The 21,489-nt window shown below is 41.6% G+C and carries 24 protein-coding genes and 1 tRNA gene; 8 read left to right on the top strand and 17 right to left on the bottom strand.

The annotated features are described in order from the left end of the window. Positions 1–23 precede the first annotated feature (23 nt). From CBS1_RS00895 to CBS1_RS00905, 3 genes are read left to right on the top strand one after another with little or no spacing between them, the layout of a single operon-like run. Positions 24–548 carry a cob(I)yrinic acid a,c-diamide adenosyltransferase gene (locus CBS1_RS00895; protein WP_033191279.1) on the top strand — a complete coding sequence of 175 codons (525 nt, stop codon included), beginning with the start codon at positions 24–26 and terminating at the stop codon, positions 546–548. Further along, a complete protein-coding gene (gene hutH, locus CBS1_RS00900; protein ID WP_033191280.1) occupies positions 545–2,050 on the top strand; it encodes a histidine ammonia-lyase in 1,506 nt (501 codons plus the stop codon). The genes CBS1_RS00895 and hutH overlap by 4 nt, the downstream gene beginning before the upstream one ends. Beyond that, positions 2,047–4,035 (top strand): methyl-accepting chemotaxis protein, encoded by a 1,989-nt coding sequence (locus CBS1_RS00905; protein WP_090222297.1) that lies wholly within the window; start codon positions 2,047–2,049, stop codon positions 4,033–4,035. Before hutH ends, CBS1_RS00905 begins: the two co-directional genes overlap by 4 nt. A 68-nt stretch (positions 4,036–4,103) precedes the next feature. On the opposite strand, the gene CBS1_RS00910 is transcribed toward CBS1_RS00905, so the two are convergent. From CBS1_RS00910 to CBS1_RS00930, 5 genes are all read right to left on the bottom strand, one after another. Beyond that, positions 4,104–4,511: a hypothetical protein gene (locus tag CBS1_RS00910; protein WP_033191282.1), complete on the bottom strand. Its 408-nt coding sequence runs from the start codon at positions 4,509–4,511 to the stop codon at positions 4,104–4,106. 2 nt (positions 4,512–4,513) lie between these two features. Beyond that, the gene (rpsT, locus tag CBS1_RS00915) at positions 4,514–4,801 is read right to left on the bottom strand and encodes a 30S ribosomal protein S20 (RefSeq protein ID WP_033191283.1); all 288 of its coding nucleotides are present in this window, start codon (positions 4,799–4,801) and stop codon (positions 4,514–4,516) included. A gap of 99 nt (positions 4,802–4,900) precedes the next feature. Further along, positions 4,901–6,091 (bottom strand): methionine adenosyltransferase, encoded by a 1,191-nt coding sequence (gene metK, locus CBS1_RS00920; RefSeq protein ID WP_090222299.1) that lies wholly within the window; start codon positions 6,089–6,091, stop codon positions 4,901–4,903. Beyond that, a complete protein-coding gene (locus CBS1_RS00925; RefSeq protein WP_033191285.1) occupies positions 6,088–6,417 on the bottom strand; it encodes a hypothetical protein in 330 nt (109 codons plus the stop codon). The genes metK and CBS1_RS00925 overlap by 4 nt, the downstream gene beginning before the upstream one ends. Before the next feature lie 5 nt (positions 6,418–6,422). Then, the gene (locus tag CBS1_RS00930; protein ID WP_090222300.1) at positions 6,423–7,421 is read right to left on the bottom strand and encodes a M23 family metallopeptidase; all 999 of its coding nucleotides are present in this window, start codon (positions 7,419–7,421) and stop codon (positions 6,423–6,425) included. 212 nt (positions 7,422–7,633) lie between these two features. On the opposite strand from CBS1_RS00930, the gene CBS1_RS00935 reads away from it, so the two are divergent. Then, a complete protein-coding gene (locus CBS1_RS00935; RefSeq protein ID WP_241685499.1) occupies positions 7,634–8,833 on the top strand; it encodes an IS110 family RNA-guided transposase in 1,200 nt (399 codons plus the stop codon). Here CBS1_RS00935 and hflX read toward each other — a convergent pair. Both hflX and hfq read right to left on the bottom strand, forming a co-directional pair. Continuing rightward, the gene (gene hflX / locus CBS1_RS00940) at positions 8,820–10,112 is read right to left on the bottom strand and encodes a GTPase HflX (RefSeq protein ID WP_090222859.1); all 1,293 of its coding nucleotides are present in this window, start codon (positions 10,110–10,112) and stop codon (positions 8,820–8,822) included. The two genes, CBS1_RS00935 and hflX, sit on opposite strands and share 14 nt — an antisense overlap. Before the next feature lie 32 nt (positions 10,113–10,144). Then, on the bottom strand, positions 10,145–10,435 hold the full coding sequence (gene hfq, locus CBS1_RS00945) for an RNA chaperone Hfq (protein ID WP_033191287.1): 291 nt from the start codon (positions 10,433–10,435) through the stop codon (positions 10,145–10,147). 201 nt (positions 10,436–10,636) lie between these two features. Between hfq and CBS1_RS00950 the strand changes: the two genes are divergently transcribed. The 4 genes from CBS1_RS00950 to CBS1_RS00965 are packed head-to-tail and all read left to right on the top strand — an operon-like array spanning position 10,637 to position 12,944. After that, positions 10,637–11,026, top strand: a complete 390-nt coding sequence (locus tag CBS1_RS00950) for a DUF2089 domain-containing protein (RefSeq protein ID WP_164969273.1) — start codon at positions 10,637–10,639, stop codon at positions 11,024–11,026. Next, positions 11,007–11,504 carry a hypothetical protein gene (locus tag CBS1_RS00955; protein ID WP_033191288.1) on the top strand — a complete coding sequence of 166 codons (498 nt, stop codon included), beginning with the start codon at positions 11,007–11,009 and terminating at the stop codon, positions 11,502–11,504. Before CBS1_RS00950 ends, CBS1_RS00955 begins: the two co-directional genes overlap by 20 nt. 26 nt (positions 11,505–11,530) lie before the next feature. Next, entirely contained in the window at positions 11,531–12,610 is a 1,080-nt protein-coding gene (locus CBS1_RS00960) for an SHOCT-like domain-containing protein (protein WP_090222856.1), read from the top strand. 31 nt (positions 12,611–12,641) lie between these two features. Next, entirely contained in the window at positions 12,642–12,944 is a 303-nt protein-coding gene (locus CBS1_RS00965; RefSeq protein ID WP_090222854.1) for a hypothetical protein, read from the top strand. A 95-nt stretch (positions 12,945–13,039) separates the two neighbouring features. On the opposite strand, the gene guaB is transcribed toward CBS1_RS00965, so the two are convergent. The 10 genes from guaB to CBS1_RS01015 form a co-directional block, all read right to left on the bottom strand. Next, complete coding sequence (gene guaB, locus CBS1_RS00970; RefSeq protein WP_090222852.1) at positions 13,040–14,554, bottom strand: IMP dehydrogenase; 1,515 nt, start codon at positions 14,552–14,554, stop codon at positions 13,040–13,042. A 91-nt stretch (positions 14,555–14,645) separates the two neighbouring features. Further along, positions 14,646–14,721 (bottom strand) — tRNA-Gly (locus CBS1_RS00975). A gap of 72 nt (positions 14,722–14,793) precedes the next feature. Beyond that, positions 14,794–15,966, bottom strand: a complete 1,173-nt coding sequence (locus tag CBS1_RS00980; protein ID WP_090222850.1) for a hypothetical protein — start codon at positions 15,964–15,966, stop codon at positions 14,794–14,796. A gap of 186 nt (positions 15,967–16,152) precedes the next feature. Further along, positions 16,153–16,704, bottom strand: a complete 552-nt coding sequence (locus CBS1_RS00985; RefSeq protein WP_090222848.1) for a 2-oxoacid:acceptor oxidoreductase family protein — start codon at positions 16,702–16,704, stop codon at positions 16,153–16,155. Beyond that, complete coding sequence (locus CBS1_RS00990) at positions 16,701–17,456, bottom strand: thiamine pyrophosphate-dependent enzyme (RefSeq protein ID WP_033191292.1); 756 nt, start codon at positions 17,454–17,456, stop codon at positions 16,701–16,703. The genes CBS1_RS00985 and CBS1_RS00990 overlap by 4 nt, the downstream gene beginning before the upstream one ends. Positions 17,457–17,461: 5 nt before the next feature. Further along, positions 17,462–18,523 (bottom strand): 3-methyl-2-oxobutanoate dehydrogenase subunit VorB, encoded by a 1,062-nt coding sequence (locus CBS1_RS00995; RefSeq protein ID WP_033191293.1) that lies wholly within the window; start codon positions 18,521–18,523, stop codon positions 17,462–17,464. Positions 18,524–18,541: 18 nt separating this feature from the next. Continuing rightward, positions 18,542–18,772: a 4Fe-4S dicluster domain-containing protein gene (locus CBS1_RS01000; protein ID WP_033191294.1), complete on the bottom strand. Its 231-nt coding sequence runs from the start codon at positions 18,770–18,772 to the stop codon at positions 18,542–18,544. Positions 18,773–18,810: 38 nt separating this feature from the next. Continuing rightward, positions 18,811–19,455 carry a ZPR1-type zinc finger protein gene (locus CBS1_RS01005; RefSeq protein WP_033191295.1) on the bottom strand — a complete coding sequence of 215 codons (645 nt, stop codon included), beginning with the start codon at positions 19,453–19,455 and terminating at the stop codon, positions 18,811–18,813. Positions 19,456–19,475: 20 nt separating this feature from the next. Further along, on the bottom strand, positions 19,476–20,561 hold the full coding sequence (buk, locus tag CBS1_RS01010) for a butyrate kinase (RefSeq protein WP_033191296.1): 1,086 nt from the start codon (positions 20,559–20,561) through the stop codon (positions 19,476–19,478). A 34-nt stretch (positions 20,562–20,595) separates the two neighbouring features. Next, positions 20,596–21,486, bottom strand: a complete 891-nt coding sequence (locus tag CBS1_RS01015) for a bifunctional enoyl-CoA hydratase/phosphate acetyltransferase (RefSeq protein WP_033191297.1) — start codon at positions 21,484–21,486, stop codon at positions 20,596–20,598. Positions 21,487–21,489 lie beyond the last annotated feature (3 nt).

Here is a 21,489-nt window from a genome sequence, read left to right on the forward strand (position 1 = left end):
TAACAAGATGGAGGGGATAAAAAATGTCGATAACCACAAAGACCGGTGATGCAGGTGAAACAAGTCTTGCAAACGGAGAACGTATATCTAAAGCTGCCATAAGGGTTGAAACCTACGGAACAGTCGATGAATTGAATTCGTTTCTTGGATTAGCTAAGCATTTTCTACCTGACAATGAAAGGGAGGTTGTAGAACAAGTTCAAAAAGACCTCTTCAGATTGGCGGCAGAACTTGCAAAAGGTGAAAAATTCGTCAGATTAATTAGCGAAGAGGATATTGAACTGCTTACAAAACACGTTCATGCTTACGAAGAAGTCGTGAAACTGGATTCCTTCGTCTTACCGGGCGAAACAGTGCCAAGTGCATACTTGGATGTATGCAGGACGGTTGCCAGACGTGCCGAAAGACTTGTTGTGAAACTTTCGGAAAAAGAGGGTGTCAGACCAGAGGTTATAAAATACCTGAACCGCCTTTCCGATTTACTTTACATCATGGCCCGTTTTGTAGAAGGAAAACACATTACAAGAATAAGGGGAAGTGAACTATGACCTCTCAAAGTTCTGCAAGAATCCCCAGCGTGGTAATTGATGGTGAACATCTAACTATTGAAGATGTTCATCTTGTTAGTAGAAAGTACGCTCCTGTTAGCATTTCTCCAGATGCGCACGAAAGAGTCAAATTGAGTAGACAAATTCTCCAGAAATTTCTTGATATAGGAAAGCCAATATACGGTGTGAACACTGGTTTTGGTGCTCTTGCAAACGTTCGAATATCAAAAGAAAAATTAAAAGAACTACAAAGAAATATTATCCTTTCGCACTCTGCAGGCATAGGTAACTACCTTTCGGAAGATATAGTGAGAGCAATGATTTTGATAAGGGCTAATGCATTAGCTAAAGGTCTTAGCGGTGTCAGACCTGTCGTTATTGAAAAACTGTTGGAACTACTCAACAAGAAAATAACACCCGCTGTTCCTGAAATTGGTTCGGTTGGTGCAAGTGGTGACTTGGCTCCTTTATCACATATTGCAATGGTCTTAATCGGGGAAGGGAAAATCCTTAAAGATGGAAAAGATATTCCCTTCGTTCCTTCCAGCTATGATTTTGTGCCAATTCAATTGGAAGAAAAGGAAGGACTGAGTCTAATAAACGGGACGCAATTCATGGCAGCACATTTGGCTTTGATTGTTCGCGACTTGGAAAGACTGATGAAAATAGCTACATTAATTGCGGCTTCAAGTGTAGATGTCCTACTTGGAACTCCTTCTGCATTCGATGAAAGAATCCAGCTGGCAAGACCACATCCCGGACAAATAAAAATAGCACAGATGCTCAGGGATTTTTTAAAAGGAAGTGAGCTCAGAGAAAGTCACAAAAATTGCAGTAAAGTCCAGGATGCATACACGTTAAGAACGATACCACAAGTTTACGGTGCTGTTTTTGATACCATCGAATGGGTTAAAGGAGTTGTTGAACGAGAAATAAATTCAGCTACCGACAACCCGTTGGTTTTTGAAGACGAAATAATCAGTGGAGGTAATTTTCACGGAGAACCGCTTGCGCTTTGTGCAGACTTTTTAGCGATCGCACTGACATCCATGGGGAATATGATAGAAAGAAGGATAGATAGGCTTGTCAATCCAAAGGTTAACGAAGGGCTTCCTCCCTTCCTTGCAGGTGGTGAAGAAGGTCTCAACAGCGGATATATGATTTGGCAGTACACAGCCGCTGCACTTTGCAACGAAAATAAAGTTCTTTCTCATCCCGCAAGTGCCGATTCAATACCAACTTCTGCTTACCAAGAGGACCACGTCAGCATGGGAGCTACCGCTGTTAGAAAATTAAGAAAAGTGTTTGATAATTTGGTATCACTAGTTAGTATTGAAGCGATGCTCGTTTCAGTCGCCTTAGACTCTCGAAGGCCACTGAATAGCTCTTGTATAATCGAGGAATTCTATGGTAAAATAAAGATAAAATTATCTGAGGACAAATATTTCGGAGATAACTTTAATAAAGTAAAGCAAGTGATACTCGAGGAGGTGTTTTCATGAGCTTGAGGACAAAGCTTATCCTATCTTTGGTTCTGGTCGGAGTCGTAGCCTCTTTTGTAAGCGTTTTCGTCTCTGTTCTTGTCTCAACTTCCGTGGTCAGAGACGCAGCAGCCCAGATTGAAGCACTTGTTCTAAGTTCCGTGAAAAAAGACATAGAAGTAAGTTTAAACGAAACCGTTAAGCCTTTGGTCGATTACTCAACAAGTGGTGCTATATCGCCTTATATGATGAATACAAACGATGAATTAGGCATCACACAACTTGGCTGGGGTGTCAGGAACGCGTACAGCGCACTAAATCCGAAGGGGTATTTAGAGGTTTTCGTTATCTTGCCGGACAAAAGAATAGTGTCCAAAGATGGGGTTGTTAATATTCAACTTCCAAACGACGTTATCGAAAATATTCTAACAAAAAAGAAAGAATACGATATTTACATGCCTTATGAATACAACGGTCAACAAAGTATCTTGGTTGTTGCAGCCGTAAAGGATTTTGGAGAAAATGTTATTGGAGTACTAGCTGGTATATATCCATTGGATAAGCTACAAAAGATGGTCGCCGGAATCAAGATAGGAAAATCCGGCTACGTAGCCCTTGCCTATGGAACACTGACCGTTGCGCATCCAAAGGCTGAATATGTCGGAAAACTTGATTTGGCGAAAGAAGAAGGTACAAAACAACTTGCTCAGGAAATCATCTCAAAGACAAAAGGGACTGTTGTGTACACGTTCAACGGTAAGAAATTTGCAGCGTTCGAAAGGATAGGAAGTTATAACCTAACTGCTATCGGCATAATCCCATATTCTGAAATCACGGATGCTGCACGAAAGATCATAACATCCGGTATCTTTGCTGGAATAATCATCGCACTTGGTGCAGCTTTAATTGCTCTGTTCTTAACCGATAGCATAACCAAGCGAATCAATCATGTCGTTGAAGTTGCTCAAAAGGTTGCAAATAACGATTTGACGGTTGAAGTTTCCGAAGAACAACTTGGAAAAGACGAAATCGCTGAACTTGGCCGCGCATTCAAGATACTCATAGACAGTTTCAAACAAACAGTCGGTGAGATTATGAAGCTCGGCGCACAAGTCTCATCCGTTTCGTTCATGCTCGATGACCTTGCACAAAATTCGGCAGAAGCAGCGATGGCATCTAAAGAGACCGTGCAAAAGACAACTTTGGAAGTTCAAGACATCGCTGCAGCTACTCAGGAAGCGAATAGTGGTATGGAAGAGATAGCGGCCGGTGCCCAGAACATAGCCAGGTACTCAGAAAGGTTGTCTCAGAGCGCCGAATTAATGAGAGAGAATGTCACAACGGTCTCAGGAAGAATGGCAGAAGTCGAGTCCTCAGTGAGTGAAATCAGAACAGGTATGGGAGAATCTTTGAACGCTATAGTTGAACTGACAAAGTTCTCAAACCAGATAGGAGAAATAGTCGACACGATATCGAGCATAGCAGAACAAACAAACTTACTTGCGCTCAACGCTGCAATTGAAGCTGCACGTGCTGGAGAAGCTGGAAGAGGCTTTGCGGTTGTTGCCGATGAAATAAGAAAACTGGCCGAAGAAAGCAGGCAGGCAACAAAGAAGATAGCAGAGATACTTGGCAAAATTGGAGAGCAGGCAAGAAAAGTTGAAAAGGTAACAACAGGAGTAAGTCAAAAAGTTGATGGTTATGTCGCAACGGTTAAAGAAGCTGGGGAAAGCCTAAAAATGCTTATAGGAAAGATTGAAGAAGTTTCAAAGATGACAGCGGATTTGGCTGCTACCGCTGAAGAACAAAGCGGTGCTACAGAAGAAGTCAGCGCTGCAATGGATAAGATAACAAAGAACATACAAGAAGTTGAACATGACATTGAAGAAATGGCTGCGCAAATTGCAAATCAAGCTGAACAAGTTAGCAACGTTAAGAACTACTCAGACGAACTTGCAAAAGCTGTGAGCGATTTGAACGAGTATGTAAAAAGGTTCAAAATATAAGCAAAAACCCCCGATGAATCGGGGGTTTTTATTTAAAGTAGCTCTCTGTGGGCTTTTGAAATCTACACTTACTCTTCTTCTTCCTCCTCAATCTCATCGAGGAGTTCTTCGTAGTGTGGTTTTAGATCTTCTTCCTCTTCTTCTTCAAGGCTTTCTATGGTTCTTTCCTTTATCTCTTCCTTTGCTTGTCCAAGAGGGTGTGCTGGATCGAGCCTTCCGGAGAATATCTCTATCTTTTCTCCATTTTCATATATGTATTCCTTGGCGTTCACTGGTGTTCTCAATACTTCCAAGACCATCTGCATGACTTCTTCATCAAGGTCCTCATTCTCCGGAAACTTGATGCTAAGCGTTCCATTCTCAAACTTCACTTCGCACCTTTTTTCTTCTATTAATCTTTTGAGCTCTTCGTTCTTGAGCGCATAATCTGCGCGTTGCTCACTTACGCTCAGCTCCATCACATAGTAGAATGGCATTTTTACACCCCTTGTTCTTTAGCAGCAACGTAGGCCTTAACCTTTGCTGCCAATCTTGATTTCCTCCTGCTTGCTTGATTCTTGTGAATTGCACCTCTTCTTGCAGCCTTATCGATAGCACTTTGAGCAACCTTAAAAAGTTCTTGAACCTCTTCGACAGGTTTACCTTCAGCAATAGCTTTAAGAACCGCTTTGATCTTGTTCTTCATGCTTGTTTTGTAAGCTTTGTTAAGAACTCTTCTTTTCTCGGAAACTCTCACACGCTTTTCAGCAGACTTTGTGTTAGGCATAAAAACCAATCCCTCCTGCTCTTTTAGTCTTCTTAGTCTTTTTAATCGGTTCCCCATCCGTAGATGGGACTTTCTCAGCTCTCAGTACATCTAAAAAGTTCAAAGATTGAACGCTGCCTTTAACTCTTTTGCCATATCGGTCTTTTCCCATGTGAAATCTGGGTCGTTCCTTCCGAAATGACCATATGCAGCTGTCTTTTTGTAGATAGGTCTAAGCAAATCGAGCTTTTTAATAATGGCACCTGGCCTGAAATCGAAGAGCTCTGTTATAACTTTCAGGAGCTTTTCCTCGTCTACTTTTGATGTACCAAATGTATTGATCATTATGGACACCGGTCTTGCAACTCCTATCGCATATGCAATTTGAATCATGAATCTGTCTGCCAAACCTGCTGCGACAACGTTTTTAGCAACATACCTTGCAAAGTAGTGTGCAGACCTGTCAACTTTCGTCGGGTCTTTACCACTGAACGCACCGCCACCGTGTGGTATAGCTCCACCGTAAGTATCAACAATTATCTTTCTTCCCGTCAAACCCGTATCAGCCGCTGGACCTCCGAGAACAAAACGCCCTGTTGGGTTGACAAGAATTCGCATTTTGTTGTCCCTGAGCGCTTCCGGAATCACAGGATCGATTACGTACTTTACAAGCGCTTCTTTAATCTCTGGAATTGTCACATCCGGTTCGTGCTGAGTTGATATCAAGATCGTATCTACTCTAATCGGTCTATCATTTTCATCGTATTCAATAGTAACCTGAGTCTTACCATCTGGTCTCAAAAACGGTACGGTACCGTTCTTTCTGACTTCGGCAAGTTTCATGGCTAACTTATGAGCAAGCATTATCGGAAGAGGCATAAACTCTTCTGTTTCGTTTGTAGCGTACCCGAACATCATTCCCTGGTCGCCGGCACCGATTTTTTCAAATTCGTCTTCAGCTTTTTGGCCTTCTTTGTATTCTGCTGCTTCGTCAACACCGAGTGCTATATCAGGTGACTGACTGTGTATCGAAGAAAGAACTGCACAAGTTTCTCCATCAAAACCGTACTTTGCCCTTGTGTAACCGATATCGAGAACGGTCTTTCTCACAATATCCTGAACGTCGACGTATGCCCTTGTCGTTACTTCACCGGCAACAACGGCAACACCTGTCGTGAGCAACGTTTCGACAGCGACGCGTGCCTTTGGATCCTCTGCGATAATCGCGTCTAAGATGGCATCACTAATCTGATCTGCCATCTTGTCTGGGTGTCCTTCGGTAACACTTTCGCTTGTGAACAGCCTTCTCATCTCTCTGCCTCCCTTTCGTAAGTTTCTTTTGATATAAACTTTCCACCTTCTATTTCGATGCTCACTGGTTTGTACGAACCAGTGAACTTTGCTTTCAACTCAATTTTATTGGGGCATTTCGAACCTACGTAAATCTTTTCGATCTTGAACGGAGCTGATCTGTTGTCGTAATCTATTATAAAGTCGTAGCCGATCCTCAGATGGCTCCTGAATACTTCCCCACATTTATTACATTTGATGTATACCACCAGTGCGTTCGATTCTTTGTAAAATGGATTCCTTTCTAAGTCTGACTCGGTTTTCTCCTTTTTCCTAAAAAAGAACATATTAATCACCTTCTTTGGAGATTGAAAGAAAACTTACCAACATTTCCAAAAGCATCTTTAATTTCAAGAGACACTTTGTAATTACTTCCACCATACTGCTTTACCTTATTTACCCTAACAAAAGGAGAATCCTCATCAGAGTACAACTTATAATACGCACGGTAAACCAAGGATGTCATTACAGTGTGTTCGTCATAGAGAAGATTCGGCTTTTCCCAGTACTCCATAGGTAACTTATCAAGTATTATATGATACACCAAATCATCCGAAAAGTACACCTTTATTTCTTTAACTCCAAGTAAATTTTTGGCTAATTCTGTGTATGCCTCAACAGCTATTCTTGGATAAGCTCCTGAAAACTCATATGTAGCATTCTCTGAATATGGATACTGCTTGCCATCAATTATCAAATCTTTCAAGATGATCCCCATCTGGACAGGCTTCAATAATTTCTTATCAATGAAATCCAAAGGATCATATATATTTCGTTCTTCTTTATCTCGCACCTCGAAATGACAATGCGGTTGAGCTGCTTCGCCAGTTCTTCCAGAATAACCTATTAACTCACCGATTGATACCTTCAAGTCGTCCGACAAGAACTCCACAACAATCCTTTTTGAACCAAACTCTTCCCTTAGCATATTTGCCAGTTTTTCGTATTTGTCTGCAAACGCTGAAAGATGGGCGTACAGTGTTCTATATCCATCAGGATGTTCCAAAACAACGGTGTTACCATAGATGTTATCTAAGTCTATTTCCAACCTTCTTACAAAACCATCGGCAGCTGCTTTTATCGGAACGCCTTCTTTAAGAAACGTACTGAAATCAATTCCAGAGTGAAAATGCGGTATTTTCCCAGTAGAGCGAAATTCCATGAACGTAGCCGTTATATACGAGCTATCAACCGGCAACTGGTATAGCGCAACTAACAAGGAAGGTGTGAAGACGATGAAGAAGACAATAACTGATAACAAGAACTTAAACCCAAAATCTCTAATTTCCATGTTCACCTCTCCTACATAAAAATATGGTATAAATAATTTAGCTTAAAAAAATTGAGGGCAGGACAACTTATGTCACCTTGGCTTTTAAGCCATTTAAGGAGTCTGTTGCCTGCCTTTAACCATGATTAGTTGGTTGGGCTTTCAGCCCTCGTCAGCATGGAGGATTGGTTCAGCAGGCTCCCTGCCCTCATCATTCGAAAGGAGGTTCTTGTATGAATAACTTCTCCATATTCGTCGGCATCGATGTTTCCAAGGATAAGTTCAACGTCTGCGCTATCTCTAATCCCAGTTCCATCATCTTCGAATCTTCTTTCGATATGTCCCAGCAAGGCTTTTCCTCCTTCGCAAACAAACTCTCTGCCTTCCCAAAACAATCCATCATCATCGCTATGGAATCTACTGGCTGTTATCATCTCAACCTTCTGGCTTTCCTTTCTTCCAACGACTTTGCTTGCGCTGTTTTTAATCCTCTAACTGTTAAAAACTTTGCTTCTCTTCGAAAGACCAAAACCGACAAAATCGATGCTCGCATTATCGCTACTGCTTTGTTTTACCTACAACATCAAATTCCTTCTTCTGCTTTTGTCAACTCTGAGCTTCGTGATATTGTCAGAGCACGCGAAAACATTATCCACCGCATCGCAAAAGTTAAAGGCAATATCGAAAAACTGCTCAACGTTCTTTTCCCTGAACTCGAAAGAGTTACCAATATCTACAGTGACACTATCCTCAATCTTCTTTCTCATTTCCCTTCTGCCAAGGCTATTCAAAAGGCTCGTAATCTGGATGTGTTCTTTTCCAAAGACCGTGGCAGAAGTACAAAACTTAATGCTCAAAAACTTAAAGAACTCGCTAATAACTCGATTGCTCAATATTGGCCGATGAAAGAAAAGATTCTTGTGCAAAATATCAAAGAACTACAATTTTTACAGCAACAGCTTGAAGAATACGACAAGATGATGAAAGAATATTGCGAATGTAGTGCGATAAACCTTGATATCGAGATACTCACGTCAATACCAGGTATTGGTGAAAACAGCGCGATGCATTTCTTGGCAGAAGTTGGAGATATCTCAAGATTTAGTACATACAAAAAACTCATTGCGTATTGTGGACTCGATCCAAGCATTGCCCAATCAGGCAAAAGCAAAGTAGAAGGACACATATCGAAAAGGGGCAATGCCCACCTAAGACGAATACTATGGCTAATGGCAGTGAGTGTAGTGATTCACAACGAATATTTCCGAACATACTATGAACGAAAAAGGCAGCAAGGTTTACCGTACAAAAAAGCGATAATGTCAGTAGTACACAAGTTATTGCGAACGTTGTACGCAATGTTGAGAAAGAAAGAGAAGTTCAATATTGATTATGCTATCTCACACTCAAAACAAAAATTTAATTTTGCATAGTTGACTCCTTAAAGCAATTATTCTCAGTTCTTGAATCCAAGATATTTTTTATTTTTAACACAATACTTTCGGGACCACTTATCTGAACGAAGTCATAACCATCGGACGAGCTCAATTCTTCTATCCTCACATATTCAAAGTACTTAGAAACAAGTCCATAATCACTATGAGCCATTTTGATATTCAGGTGCACGTCGAACGATTTAAAATAACTTTCCAGTTTTAAGAATAAATCATCAAAACCTATTCTGTGTTTAGCTGATATATAAACCGCCTCGGGATATTCGTACCTTATGAGTTCGACTTTGTCTTCAGGCAGAGCATCTATTTTGTTAAAAACAAGCATCTTTGGTTTTTCATATGCTCCTATCTCTTGCAAAACATCGTACGATGCGGCAATTTTGTCCTTATAAAATGGATCCGAAATATCGACCACAAGCAAAAGAAGGTCCGAGTACAAAATCTCTTCCAGTGTAGAATGAAAAGCCTCGACAAGTGTATGCGGCAGTTTACTTATGAACCCGACCGTATCACCTACAAGACAACATCGACCACTTGGTAACTTAACTTTTCGAATGGTAGGGTTCAACGTTGAGAAAAGTTTGTCAGAAACGAGTATATCACTTTCTTTGGACAAAGCACTCAAAAGCGTGCTCTTTCCTGCATTCGTATAACCAACGATTGAAACAAGGTAATAGCCACTCGACAACCTTGCTCTTCTCGTATTTTCCCTGTTAATTTTCAACTTATTTAGTTCTTTCCTTAGCACTGCGATCCTTTGTTTCAACTTCCTTCTATCGAGTTCAAGAGCAGTCTCGCCAGGTCCTCTAGTACCTATTCCTGCTCCAGGATTGGATAAATACAAACCTTTACCCCTAAGTCGAGGTAGCTCATAAACTAGCTTTGCCATTTCTACTTGTATTTTTCCTTCGTAAGTTGTCGCATGTTTGGAAAAAATTTCCAAAATTACCTGCGTTCTGTCGAGAACAGGGACTTTTAGGATACTTTCTAAGTTTCTTTGCTGAACAGGTGTAATCTCATCATCGAACACAACAACATCTATTTGGTTTTCATCGCAGAGTTTTTTTATCTTCTCGAGTTTACCGCTGCCAATGTAAGTTGCCGGGTCGGGTTTTTCCCTGCGCTGAACAACCTTTTCTAAAACATCAATCCCTAACGTCTTACAAAGCAGTTCTAATTCCTCAAGTGATTCATTCGTTTTAAGGTTAATATCATGCGCAACCGCTATTATTAACCCCTTCTTCCTAAACTTTGTCATCCCCTTTCCAAAGAGCTGTACATTCAGCCAAATTATTCTTGCGAATCTTCAGAATCCTGCTGTTCTTGTTGTTCTTGTTGTTCCGATTCTTGCTCTTCGGTCTTCATAAGCATGATGTACTGAGCAGGTTGGATCGTACTGATAGCATGTTTGTAAATAAGCATCTGTTGCTTACCATTCTCCAAAAGAACCGTAAAGTTATCAAACGACCTAACAATCCCCTTAGCTTGAAAGCCGTTGACCAAGTAAACTTTGACCTCTATCTTGCGCGTTCTAACGATGTTCAAAAAGCGATCTTGAAGGTTAAACTTTTCCTTTGCCACACAAATCCCCCCAAATTTAAAGAGAATCATAAAGACAGCACAATGCAATGTGATTATACCACAACATATGTAAATTTCAAAGAGATGTTTTTTCACAGCTTTACATTGTTTGCCAAGAACTCTTTGTGTATTTTTTGTTTAATTTGACAAATTATTTGGAAAGTGGTACAATAATTTTGGGAGGTGAAATCCGTGGCTAAGATGTTACCAAGGTGTCCAGTATGTGGAAAGCCGATGAAAGTAATTCAGTTAAGATGTGACGATGATGGTGTGACCGTTAGTGGTTCATTTGAAGCGCCTTCGTTTGCTTATCTCGATGAAGAAGATACGAGGTTTATTATGATGTTCTTGAGAACAAAAGGAAACTTAAAAGAAATGGAAAGACTCACTGGGATTGGTTACTTTGCACTTAGAGGAAGACTCGACAAAGTTTTGGAAAAGATGGGACTTACACCTATTGAGGAAGATGAAGAGCAGGTTGACTCCAACGATGTCTACAAGCTACTTAAAGAAAAGAAGATCACGGTTGAAGAAGCTATTGCTCTTTTGAAAAAGAAGAGAGGTGAAACCGATGGGAGAACTTCCGAATGATATCTTAGCGGTTCTGGAAGCTCTTTCGCGAAAAGAAATAACGGTTGATGAAGCAGAACAACTCATCCAGGCTGTTATGGAGAAAAGAATGAACAAAAATGTGAGGAAACAGAGAACGTACATCGGTAGAGAATTTATGATAAATCCCGGTGAAGAGTACGTTGGAACAGTTGAAGTAGTGAACGGAAAAGCAGTTATAAACGGAAGACTTGTTGGAGACCTTGAAGTGGTTTTCGGCGAACTGATCTTTTCTGGTGAAGTAACCGGGAATGTAGAACTCGTTGGCACAAATATTGTGTGGAATGGGGGGCGCATCGGACGTAACCTTGAGATGGTAGGTTGCTCATACAAAGGTACAAGACCCACAGTGGATGGAAAGGTAAACGAAGTGAATAACTTCTTCATAAACGGTATACTTGGAATGGTGCGCAATCTCATAATTAAACCTTTTTTACACGGCATAAGGATTGAAGAATGACCTTTACCAAAAGGTGGTGAAAAACTATGGATAGATCGGAACTAAGGAGAGTACTGGAGGCTGTCGAGAGTGGAGAGATAACCCCCCAGGATGCCGAAAAACTGATAGAGGCGCTCTATGAGAAAGAGATTGGAGATAAATACGATGCAGAAGATTTTGTAGAGATAACAAAGGAAATTCTGGAAGGTGAAGAACTAAACAAAAGCATATCTATGACTAACGGAAAGCTTGTGATCAAAGGTAAGGTCAAAGGTGATGTTTCAGTGGTAAACAGCGTTGTCGAAATCCAAGGGATCATAAACGGGAATCTAAATGCTGTGAGGTCCAAAATAATCTGGGCTGGAGGTCAAGTTGACGGAGATGTAAACTTAATACTTTCAAAAGAGGAAGGCACTCCAAACGTCGTTGGAAAACATAACATCGTGTCTTTTGATATCCCATTAGTTAATAAGCTATTCGCCGATAAAGTCAAGCTTCAGTCCGAGAGAGAAATATTCATCGATGGCGAGCACAAGATAGATTCTCTCAAAAAAGAAAAAGTAATTGTTAACGGAAGACTTTCTGCTCTCTCCATTGAATGCGAAAATCTTATCTTAACAGGCTCACTTACCGTTAACAATTTACAAGCAGAGAGCGTGGTCGTCTCAAAAAGTGGTATACTAAATGCAGAACATGTTGAACTTGAACGTCTCGTGAATAGCGGTAACTGTAATGTTGGAGTCTTAGAAGCTGAGGAAATTACCAATATGGGGAGCATTGAAGCAAAGGAAGTAGAGTCTGAAAGAATAGAGAACTCAGGAAGAATGAAGGTCAAAAGCATTACCGGTGAAACTATGGAAAACAAAGGAGAAACAGAATGTCAAGACATCAAACTCGAATCAGTTGAAAATACAGGCTTGATGATAATTGAAACGGCGAAATTGGAAGTGATCGATAACACCGGCGAAATAAAGGTAAATTTATTAAGGGCGGAAACAATTTATAACACAGGTACGATAAGTGTACAAGCACTGGAAACTGACTTCTTGAAAAACAAAGGTAAGGTCAGTGCTAAATTGTTCAATTGCAGAGAGCTCGAAGGAAATCCTGTAACCAAGTTGGATTAAATGTACGAAACTCAGAAAGGGGTGTGGTATTGTGTTTTGGGGTGTGATACTTTTCACGGCAGGTGTGTTCATTCTCTTGAGTGTCGTCCTATCTGTAACTTCTCCGGTTTGGTTAGTCTTCGGCGCAATAGCGCTTGTTGGTGGTATCGTTAGCATGATAAAGAGTTTTCCCAACGGCCTTGGACTCTCGATTTTAGGTGGATTAATCATCACCCAAGCTTTAGGTTACATAAAGATGGGATTTTGGGAGTTCGTCGTAGCAATTATTGCAGCAGGATTAATAGAAATAGGTTTGAAACTCATGGTTGCAAGTCATAGAAAGGAAAATTGGTAGCACACAATGAGTCAGTGATGGATAAACTAAGCGGGGCTACTTATCTACCCCGCTTAGTTTTAATACTTACAAACTGCTAACGTTTATCCAATTTATTACTGACCGCTCCAGTAGTTTGGTGGTTCTTTCGTGATAACGATGTCATGTGGGTGACTTTCTTTAATCGAAGCCTGAGTTACCCTTATGAATTTAGCCTTTTTCTGGAGTTCCTTTATATCTTTTGCTCCAACATAACCCATGCCGGCTCTTAATCCACCAACTAATTGGTAAACAACGTCCTTAACTGCACCCTTATATGGTACCATCCCTTCAACACCTTCTGGGACGAACTTTTGATTATCGCTTTGGAAATACCTGTCAGCACTTCCTGATTTCATCGCACCAATAGAACCCATACCTCTATAGACTTTGTATTTTCTTCCTTGGTAGAGAACTGTTTCTCCAGGAGATTCTTCAGTTCCTGCGAATATACTACCAAGCATAACACTTTCTGCACCTGCTGCAAGTGCTTTAACGATGTCTCCAGAGTATCTGATACCACCATCAGCGATAATAGGAACGTCGTACTTCTTAGCTACCTGAGCGCAATCGAGAATTGCTGTGAGCTGAGGTACGCCTATACCTGCAACTATACGAGTTGTACAGATGGAACCTGGCCCGATTCCTACCTTTACCGCGTCTGTCCCTGCCTTTATAAGCTCTTCTGTCGCTTCCGCTGTTGCAACATTTCCGGCAATAACTTGCAACTCTGGATAATCTCTCTTGATAGCCCTGACAGTTTCAATAACCTTTTTTGAATGACCGTGTGCTGTGTCTACGACTATGACGTCAACGCCAGCCTTCACAAGTGCTTCGACTCGCTCAAACGTATCTTTTCCAGTACCGACCGCAGCTCCTACAAGTAATCTACCTTTCTGGTCTCTTGCCGCATTCGGATGTTCGATAACGCTGAGTACGTCCTTAATTGTGATGAGTCCAACGAGTTTATCATCGTCATCAACGAGCGGAAGTTTCTCTATCCTATTCTCGTGGAGGATCTCTTTCGCTTTTTCGAGCGAAATCCCCGGTTTTGCAACTATTAACTTCTTCCTGGGAGTCATAAGTTCCTTGACTCTCTTTTTAACGTCCCTTTCGAACCTTACATCCCTGTTAGTTAATAGCCCGACCAAACGTCCCTCATCGTCGACTACAGGAAAACCTCCAATTTTGTACTCCGCCATAAGCTTCAATGCGTTGAAAACAGTATCGTCAGGATGTATAACAACAGGATTCTCAATAACGCCATTTTCTGTTCTCTTGACAATCTCCACCTGATGCGCTTGTTCTTTAATGGAAAGGTTCTTGTGAATTATTCCTATACCACCCTCACGAGCTAATGCTTTGGCTAATTCGCTTTCTGTAACAGTGTCCATAGCAGCACTAACGAGAGGAATGTTGAGTTTTATCAAGCGAGTCAGACGAGTTGAAACGTCCGTATCTGAGGGTAATACTTCACTATACTGTGGGACTAACAAAACATCGTCAAACGTAAGGGCTTCCTTAAAAACAAGCGTACCATCGACCTCAGAATCTTTTGAGGTCTTCTTAACACTTTCCTTCTTCTGTGGCATTTTTTCAACCTCCATCCGCCCCACGGCTTTTTATTTTTATTTTATAACAAAGCAGACCCCCTACATGGGTCTGCCTGCTTTCCTGGTTATTTGGAGCGGGCGACGGGATTCGAACCCGCGGCCCTCAGCTTGGGAAGCTGATGCTCTACCAACTGAGCTACACCCGCTCAATTTCTGTATATATTATATCACCAGAGACCGACATTTTCAAGACCCTTACAGTCAAAAACACGGCGAACTTAGAAATTCGCTGTCCCTCCAACAAATGCGGTCTGTTTCCACTCATTATCTTGCCAAATGTATTTTACGCCCGCGTAGAAACTACCAAAAACAGGATACGCTATAGTTATTCTTGCCAATGTATCGGAATCGAGGATCTGACCTTCTTTGAAAGGTGTGTCGTCGTACAGATAACCGTAGAGAACCAAACCATTCGTACCACCGATAGCTGGTATGTTGATCAGTCCTTCACCAGAAAGCGTCATATTTCCTTCGAAATTCCCCTTCAAAAGAATTACCACTTTTCCGTACGGCGTGAATGTCAAAGCCAAATTTGCGATGTAACCAACATCTGATTTGTATTTCTCCGGTCCGAAATCCGGTTGTAATTTCTCGAAAGCATAGTTTCTTGAAATAAGCCATGGTTTAAATCCGTCGGATGCGTAGAACGGACCAGCAACAAACTGCAGCATACCAAAATCTCCAAATATACCACCAAACGCACCATAACCGACTGTTCCGTCCTTCCAAATTTGTGCTCCGGCCTCTGTACCAAGTACAAAACCGATTACGTTCGTGGTCATTGAAACACCTGCAGCATATGTAAGTGGTGTGGCAACTGCATCTTCCTTCAAGCCATCCATGTCTACTCCGCCAAAGAGTGATAGCTCGAAGAGAGAAATCTTCGAGCTTACAATTGCCGTATACAACGGATCTGATTGAGTGAAGGTAAATGTTGAAAGTTGTGCCATTTGGTAAGGTATATGTGCGGAGGCGTCCAAGGATCCCAATCTGATACCTACATCAACGGTTCTTGCACTCGGATTAGAATAACCACTGAAAATTAAACCCATTCCGTAAGTTATTGGTTTCATCCTGCCGTATCTGAACCAAACGTTACCAAGGTCTAATCCCAAAGCTGTTATGTTAATACCGTCGATAATGTTGGTGCTTGGTGCTGATAAGCCAGGATATCCAAAATAAAAATTACCAGTCGTTAGATCGGTTGCATACGTTGTAAGAGTAAGCCCAAGTGTTACAGGACCTATTGAAAACTCAGGTCCGAATTCATAAACCATATAGTTGTCGTTTCCAATTTGAACGGTACCTACGTTAAGGTAAAAATCCGCGAAACTTATGACCGCAAAAAGTATCATCAAAACAAAAATCCCTTTAAATGTCCACTTCTTCATCCTTCGTCACCTCCTATAAGTTTTGACCACTGAAGGTACCTTATCGTTCAATTAATAAGAATTCTCTACATTCGATTCAATTATAACACGTTGACTGTAAAACGTGCTATAAAAAATTGCCGGGTTAGAAACCCGGCATAATGTGTGTGTATCTATCTAATCCGCCTTAAAAGTATCGTTTGCTTCTCACTTTCTAAGTTGTTCTTTTGCTATCTCTATGCCTTTTAGAATAGCTTGTTTGTTAATTTCAATAAGCGTAGCTTTTCCACCACTGAGTTTCTTTTCAAGTGCTTTGAATACACTCTCTACATCAACAACATCTGTTGCTCCAACAACTGCGCCAAGCATGACCATGTTTGCAACCTTCAGATTGCCGAGTTCATCAGCGATTTCATTACAAGGTACCTTGATGATGTTTATATCATTCCTTACTGGTTCTCTGTCCACAACCGATTGGTTGACAAAAAGATATCCATTTGGTGTTACCGCAGGCTCAAATTTTAGAAGAGAAGGTATGTTCATCGCTACAATAACCTCCGCTTTATCGGTAACTGGAGACGCAACTGGTTCATTACTTATCACAACGGTACAGTTTGCAGTTCCTCCACGCATTTCTGGTCCATATGATGGCATCCACGTAACGTTTTTACCCTGTAACATCCCAGCGAGGGAAAGGATCTGTCCCATCAACATGACACCTTGTCCACCAAATCCTGCGAAGATCATCCTTGTTGTCATTGCTCATCCCCTACCTTGTCAACGAATACTCCAAGTGGGTACTCTGGAACCATATGCTCTTCCAACCATTTCAGTGCACTAACAGGGTCGATTCCCCAGTTCGTCGGACATGTGGATAGTACTTCGACCATCCCAAATCCTAAGCCCTTTATCTGCGCTAAAAAAGCCTTCTTTATTGCTTTCTTTGTCTTAACCACATCTTGAGGAGTGTTAACCTTCGTCCTGGCCAAGAATGCGACACCTCTTGCTTCCTTTATTACTTCAGCAACATGAAGTGGGTAACCATCATTTTCCGCACTTCTACCGTATGGTGTGGTTGTTGTCTTCATACCGAGCAATGTTGTAGGAGCCATTTGACCACCAGTCATTCCGTAAATAGCGTTGTTTACAAAAATCGTTGTAATCTTTTCTCCTCTGTTTGCTGCATGAATAATCTCCGCAGTTCCAATTGCTGCAAGATCTCCGTCACCTTGGTAAGTGAAAACATACAGATCCGGCCTTGCCCTCTTCATACCGGTTGCAACAGCGGGAGCTCTTCCATGAGCTGCAACAGTTGCATCTGTATTAAAGAACTGATAGGCAAAAACAGAGCAACCAATCGGAGCAACAGCGATTGTCTTTTCTCTTATTCCAAGCTCATCGATAACTTCTGCAACCAATCTGTGTATAATTCCGTGTGTACATCCCGGACAATATGTAAATTCTTTTTGAGTAAGGCTTTCCGGCTTTTTCAATATAACCTCAAATGCCATATCCATTACCTCCCGAGTTTAGATTTCAATGCTTGGAGTATTTCATCAGGTGTTGGGACAACTCCTCCAAGCCTGCCGTAATATTCAACAGGTGCATGGTCCTTAACTGCGAGCTTAACATCTTCCAACATCTGTCCCATGTTCATTTCAACGTCGAAAATTAACTTTTTACCCTTTGCTATTTCTTCTAATCTTTCATACGGGAATGGCCAGAGTGTAATTGGTCTGAAAAGTCCCACTTTAATTCCTTCTCTTCTTGCCTGTTCAACGACGCTCTTTGCAATCCTTGCTACCGTTCCAAACGCTGTAATAACTATTTCTGCATCATCCAATTTGTACTCTTCCCATCTCTTTTCCTTTGCTTCAATCCTCTTGAACTTCTCAACAAGTTCGAGGTTCATCTTTTCAAGCACGTAAGGATCTATGTCGAACGATACAACTATGTGTTTCTCTCTACCATCCGCACCTGTCAAAGCCCAGCTCTCGTGCTTTGGTAACGTGTTTAAATCTCTGAATTCAGGGAACGTAACAGGTTCCATCATTTGACCAATAACGCCATCAGCTATTATCAATACAGGATTTCTGTACTCATCAGCTAAATCGAAAGCAAGATAAGTAAGGTCAACGGCTTCCTGAACTGTTGAAGGAGCGAGCACAATGAGCTTGTAGTCGCCGTGGCCTCCACCTTTCGTTGCCTGCCAATAGTCGCCTTGCGATGGTTGAATATCACCGAGCCCGGGTCCACCACGTACAACGTTGACAAGAACTGCCGGTAACTGCGCACAAGCCATGTAAGAAACGCCTTCTTGCATCAAACTAAAACCTGGAGAGGAAGTCGAGGTCATTACTCTCGTACCTGTACATGCCGCACCATATACCATGTTGATTGTTGCTACTTCACTCTCTGTTTGGAGGAATGTTCCTCCAACTTCTGGCATTCTCTTGGACATATACTCTGGCAATTCGTTTTGCGGTGTTATTGGATAACCAAAGAACAAACGACAACCAGCTCTAACAGCAGCTTCGCCTATTGCTTCTGTTCCTTTTACTAAAACTCTTTCACTCATCAGTCTTCCCTCCTCAAATTATGCGCTCTCTACTTCACGGTAGACTGTAATACATACATCGGGACACATGTTATAGCAAAAACCACAGGCGATACATTTTTCAACATGTTTAGGTTCAGCTGGATGGTAACCCTTTGAATTGAACGTATCACTGAACTCGATAACTTTCATCGGACAAACGCTGATACATAATCCGCAACCTTTGCACCTTTCTTGATCGATCTCTATCCTACCTTTGACCTTTGGCATACGCATCCTCCTTTGCGAAAAAATGAATTCAAAAAATTTTATAATTCCATTTTCATGAATCGACGAATCCTAAACACCGGATATCTAAAATCATTTTCGCTGATAAAATCTGGAACAACGGTCCACTTTACAGGAACTTCTATGATTTCTGAAACCTTTGAGATTATCTCTTCCCCTTTTCTAATCAAATCTGGTGTTGTTTCATAAGACAGGTTTGCGTTGTTTATGAGATAGTCCACCTTAATTCTCGCAACCCTGCGCAATTGTTCGTATGCTCTAATTATCCCGTCCACTGTTGAAGAGAAAGGCCTTGCAATATTCACAACCATACTTATTTCCGAGTCACCAAGATATGGTTTCAAGTAACCAAGTACGACAATCCCGTTTTCTTCACCACCAACATCAATGACTGTCCTGAAATCGGGATTTAAAAGATACCCAATTGCACCACCGGTGATAATTGGTAAGTCTGCGTTCCTTAATGCCCCTTTAGGGTAAACTGTCACCAATCCGGCATTTTCGAGTTCTTCAGCAACATCTCTTGTTCTGTAGTACGGGGAGATTATATCTCCGTCGATAATTGCCACTTTATCGTGCTCTTCCTTTAGTTTCAGTGCCCAATTAATCGCCACCTCAGTCTTACCGCTCCCAAACAAACCTATGAATGCATAATTCTTTGCCATTCGGTTTACTTCCTTTCTTGTTAGTGTTGCAAAACATTTTCCCAGTATATCTTGGCTTCCTCAACACCCCTTAAAACCCTAAGAGCTCCCATAGCTAACGCTCTTTCCTCATCCCCACCGGGGAAAACGAGGATAGGAGCAATGAAACTTGTGTATTCTGTGAGCCATTTCACCATGAATTCCTTGTCGTATGCCAGTCCACCGGTTAGCACAATCGCATCTACTTCTCCTTTCAAAACAGCCGCCATTCTGCCTATCCACTTTGCTATTTGATAAGCCATTGCTCGGTAAACAAGTTCTGCTTCCTTATCACCTTCGCGAATCCTCTGCTGGACTACCATCGCATCATTCGTACCAAGGTAATCAACCATCCCGCCAGCACCCTTGATCTTTTTCTTCATCTGGTCGTACGTATATTTTCCACTGTAGCACAAGTCAATTAACTGTGTTAAAGGCAACGTCCCACTTCGCTCTGGTGTAAATGGTCCGTCTCCATCAAGGGCATTGTTCACATTAACAACTCTGCCTTTTCTGTGCGCTCCTATCGATATACCTCCACCCATGTGCACAACGATGAGGTTGACCTCTTCGTACTTCTTTCCAAGCTGTGCAGCCGCATTTCTTGCAGTTGCCTTTTGGTTCAGCGCGTGGAAAATAGATTTTCTTCTAAACATCGGGTGACCCGTGTACCTTGCAAGAGTCTCTAATTCGTCAACAACGACGGGATCTACGATGAACGAAGGTATGCCGTATCTTTTGGTAAATTCATAGGCAATGAGTGCACCTAAGTTTGATGCATGTTCACCGTTTTTTGCTTCTCTGAGCACTTCCAACATATCTTCCGTTACCTTGTATGTACCTCCTGGAATAGGATCCAAAAGTCCACCGCGACCAACAACGGCCGCGAGTTCCTCGGGTTCGACGCCTATTTCATTTAAGAAATTCTCAACGATTTTGGCACGAAATTCGAATTGATCGGTTAATTTATTAAACAGTGCCAATTCTTCCGGTGCATGTCTTAATGTCTTTGACGCAATCATATTTTCATCATCAAAAACAGCAACCTTCGTACTCGTAGAACCAGGGTTAATAACCAAAATTTTCATCTTCTACACCACCTATCTTCTTGAAGGTTGAGCATCATTCACTCATCAAGCATGTTAACGCTAGTGACAGCAACTTTGTTTCGTCGCTATCAGCCCTCGATGTAAGTGCAACAGGGCACTTTGCACCAATGATCGCAGAAGCAACCTTTGCTCCGGCAAGAAAGACCATAGCTTTGTAGAAGATGTTTCCGGCTTCAATGTCTGGCATAATCAGAATATCGGCATCTCCGGCAACCGAACTAACTAAACCTTTATGCTCAGCGGCTTCTTTTGACACCGCATTATCCAACGCGAAAGGCCCGTCCACAATACAGTTCTTTATCTGTCCTCTTTCGTTCATTTTCGCGAGTAATGCAGCATGCACTGTAGCTTCCATCTTTGGATTAACAACCTCAATTGCTCCTAATATCGCTACCTTGGGCTTTTCCACACCAACTGCTTTTCTTGCAACAAGAACCGCATTTTCTATAAGATGCACCTTTTGTTCCAAATCAGGCGCAATTGTCATACCTGCGTCCGTAACTATCAATAGCTTGTGGTACAGTGGTGTTTCAAAAATACTAACAAGAGACATCGTTCTACCAGTTTTCAGGTTGTATTCATCCTTCAAAACTGCCTTCATCAAATCCCCTGTTTTAATATTTCCCTTCATTACAAAGTGTGCTTTACCCTCAACAACAGCTTTGACAGCGTCATCAGCTGGATTCTTGGAATCGACTATTTCAAAATCCTTGAGGCTGACTCCAGCTTTTTCAGCGTGAAGCTCAATTTTCTTTACATCGCCGAATAAAATCGCATCGACGATACCTTCTTTTCTTGCCATATCAACAGCTCTCAGCACAACATCGTCATCCGCAGCCGCAACAGCAACAACCTTTTTACCTATGCTCCTTGCTTTATCCAAAAGTTCGTAAAGTTTCTTCATTTA

The sequence above is a fragment of the Fervidobacterium changbaicum genome, assembly GCF_004117075.1.
In the GTDB taxonomy this organism is placed as follows: Bacteria; Thermotogota; Thermotogae; order Thermotogales; family Fervidobacteriaceae; genus Fervidobacterium; species Fervidobacterium islandicum.

Coding starts and splice junctions, on each gene's coding strand:
- hflX (WP_090222859.1), bottom strand. CDS start 10,112: ATGACAAAGTTTAGGAAGAAGGGGTTAATAATAGCGGTTGCGCATGAT.
- CBS1_RS00985 (WP_090222848.1), bottom strand. CDS start 16,704: ATGACAACAAGGATGATCTTCGCAGGATTTGGTGGACAAGGTGTCATG.
- CBS1_RS00955 (WP_033191288.1), top strand. CDS start 11,007: ATGGGAGAACTTCCGAATGATATCTTAGCGGTTCTGGAAGCTCTTTCG.
- CBS1_RS00895 (WP_033191279.1), top strand. CDS start 24: ATGTCGATAACCACAAAGACCGGTGATGCAGGTGAAACAAGTCTTGCA.
- CBS1_RS01015 (WP_033191297.1), bottom strand. CDS start 21,486: ATGAAGAAACTTTACGAACTTTTGGATAAAGCAAGGAGCATAGGTAAA.
- CBS1_RS00935 (WP_241685499.1), top strand. CDS start 7,634: ATGAATAACTTCTCCATATTCGTCGGCATCGATGTTTCCAAGGATAAG.
- CBS1_RS00910 (WP_033191282.1), bottom strand. CDS start 4,511: ATGCCATTCTACTATGTGATGGAGCTGAGCGTAAGTGAGCAACGCGCA.
- CBS1_RS00980 (WP_090222850.1), bottom strand. CDS start 15,966: ATGAAGAAGTGGACATTTAAAGGGATTTTTGTTTTGATGATACTTTTT.
- rpsT (WP_033191283.1), bottom strand. CDS start 4,801: ATGCCTAACACAAAGTCTGCTGAAAAGCGTGTGAGAGTTTCCGAGAAA.
- CBS1_RS00930 (WP_090222300.1), bottom strand. CDS start 7,421: ATGGAAATTAGAGATTTTGGGTTTAAGTTCTTGTTATCAGTTATTGTC.
- CBS1_RS00960 (WP_090222856.1), top strand. CDS start 11,531: ATGGATAGATCGGAACTAAGGAGAGTACTGGAGGCTGTCGAGAGTGGA.
- CBS1_RS01005 (WP_033191295.1), bottom strand. CDS start 19,455: ATGGCAAAGAATTATGCATTCATAGGTTTGTTTGGGAGCGGTAAGACT.
- metK (WP_090222299.1), bottom strand. CDS start 6,091: ATGAGAAGGCTGTTCACAAGCGAAAGTGTTACCGAAGGACACCCAGAC.
- CBS1_RS00950 (WP_164969273.1), top strand. CDS start 10,637: ATGTTACCAAGGTGTCCAGTATGTGGAAAGCCGATGAAAGTAATTCAG.
- CBS1_RS00905 (WP_090222297.1), top strand. CDS start 2,047: ATGAGCTTGAGGACAAAGCTTATCCTATCTTTGGTTCTGGTCGGAGTC.
- CBS1_RS00995 (WP_033191293.1), bottom strand. CDS start 18,523: ATGAGTGAAAGAGTTTTAGTAAAAGGAACAGAAGCAATAGGCGAAGCT.
- buk (WP_033191296.1), bottom strand. CDS start 20,561: ATGAAAATTTTGGTTATTAACCCTGGTTCTACGAGTACGAAGGTTGCT.
- CBS1_RS01000 (WP_033191294.1), bottom strand. CDS start 18,772: ATGCCAAAGGTCAAAGGTAGGATAGAGATCGATCAAGAAAGGTGCAAA.
- CBS1_RS00990 (WP_033191292.1), bottom strand. CDS start 17,456: ATGGCATTTGAGGTTATATTGAAAAAGCCGGAAAGCCTTACTCAAAAA.
- guaB (WP_090222852.1), bottom strand. CDS start 14,554: ATGCCACAGAAGAAGGAAAGTGTTAAGAAGACCTCAAAAGATTCTGAG.
- hutH (WP_033191280.1), top strand. CDS start 545: ATGACCTCTCAAAGTTCTGCAAGAATCCCCAGCGTGGTAATTGATGGT.
- CBS1_RS00925 (WP_033191285.1), bottom strand. CDS start 6,417: ATGTTCTTTTTTAGGAAAAAGGAGAAAACCGAGTCAGACTTAGAAAGG.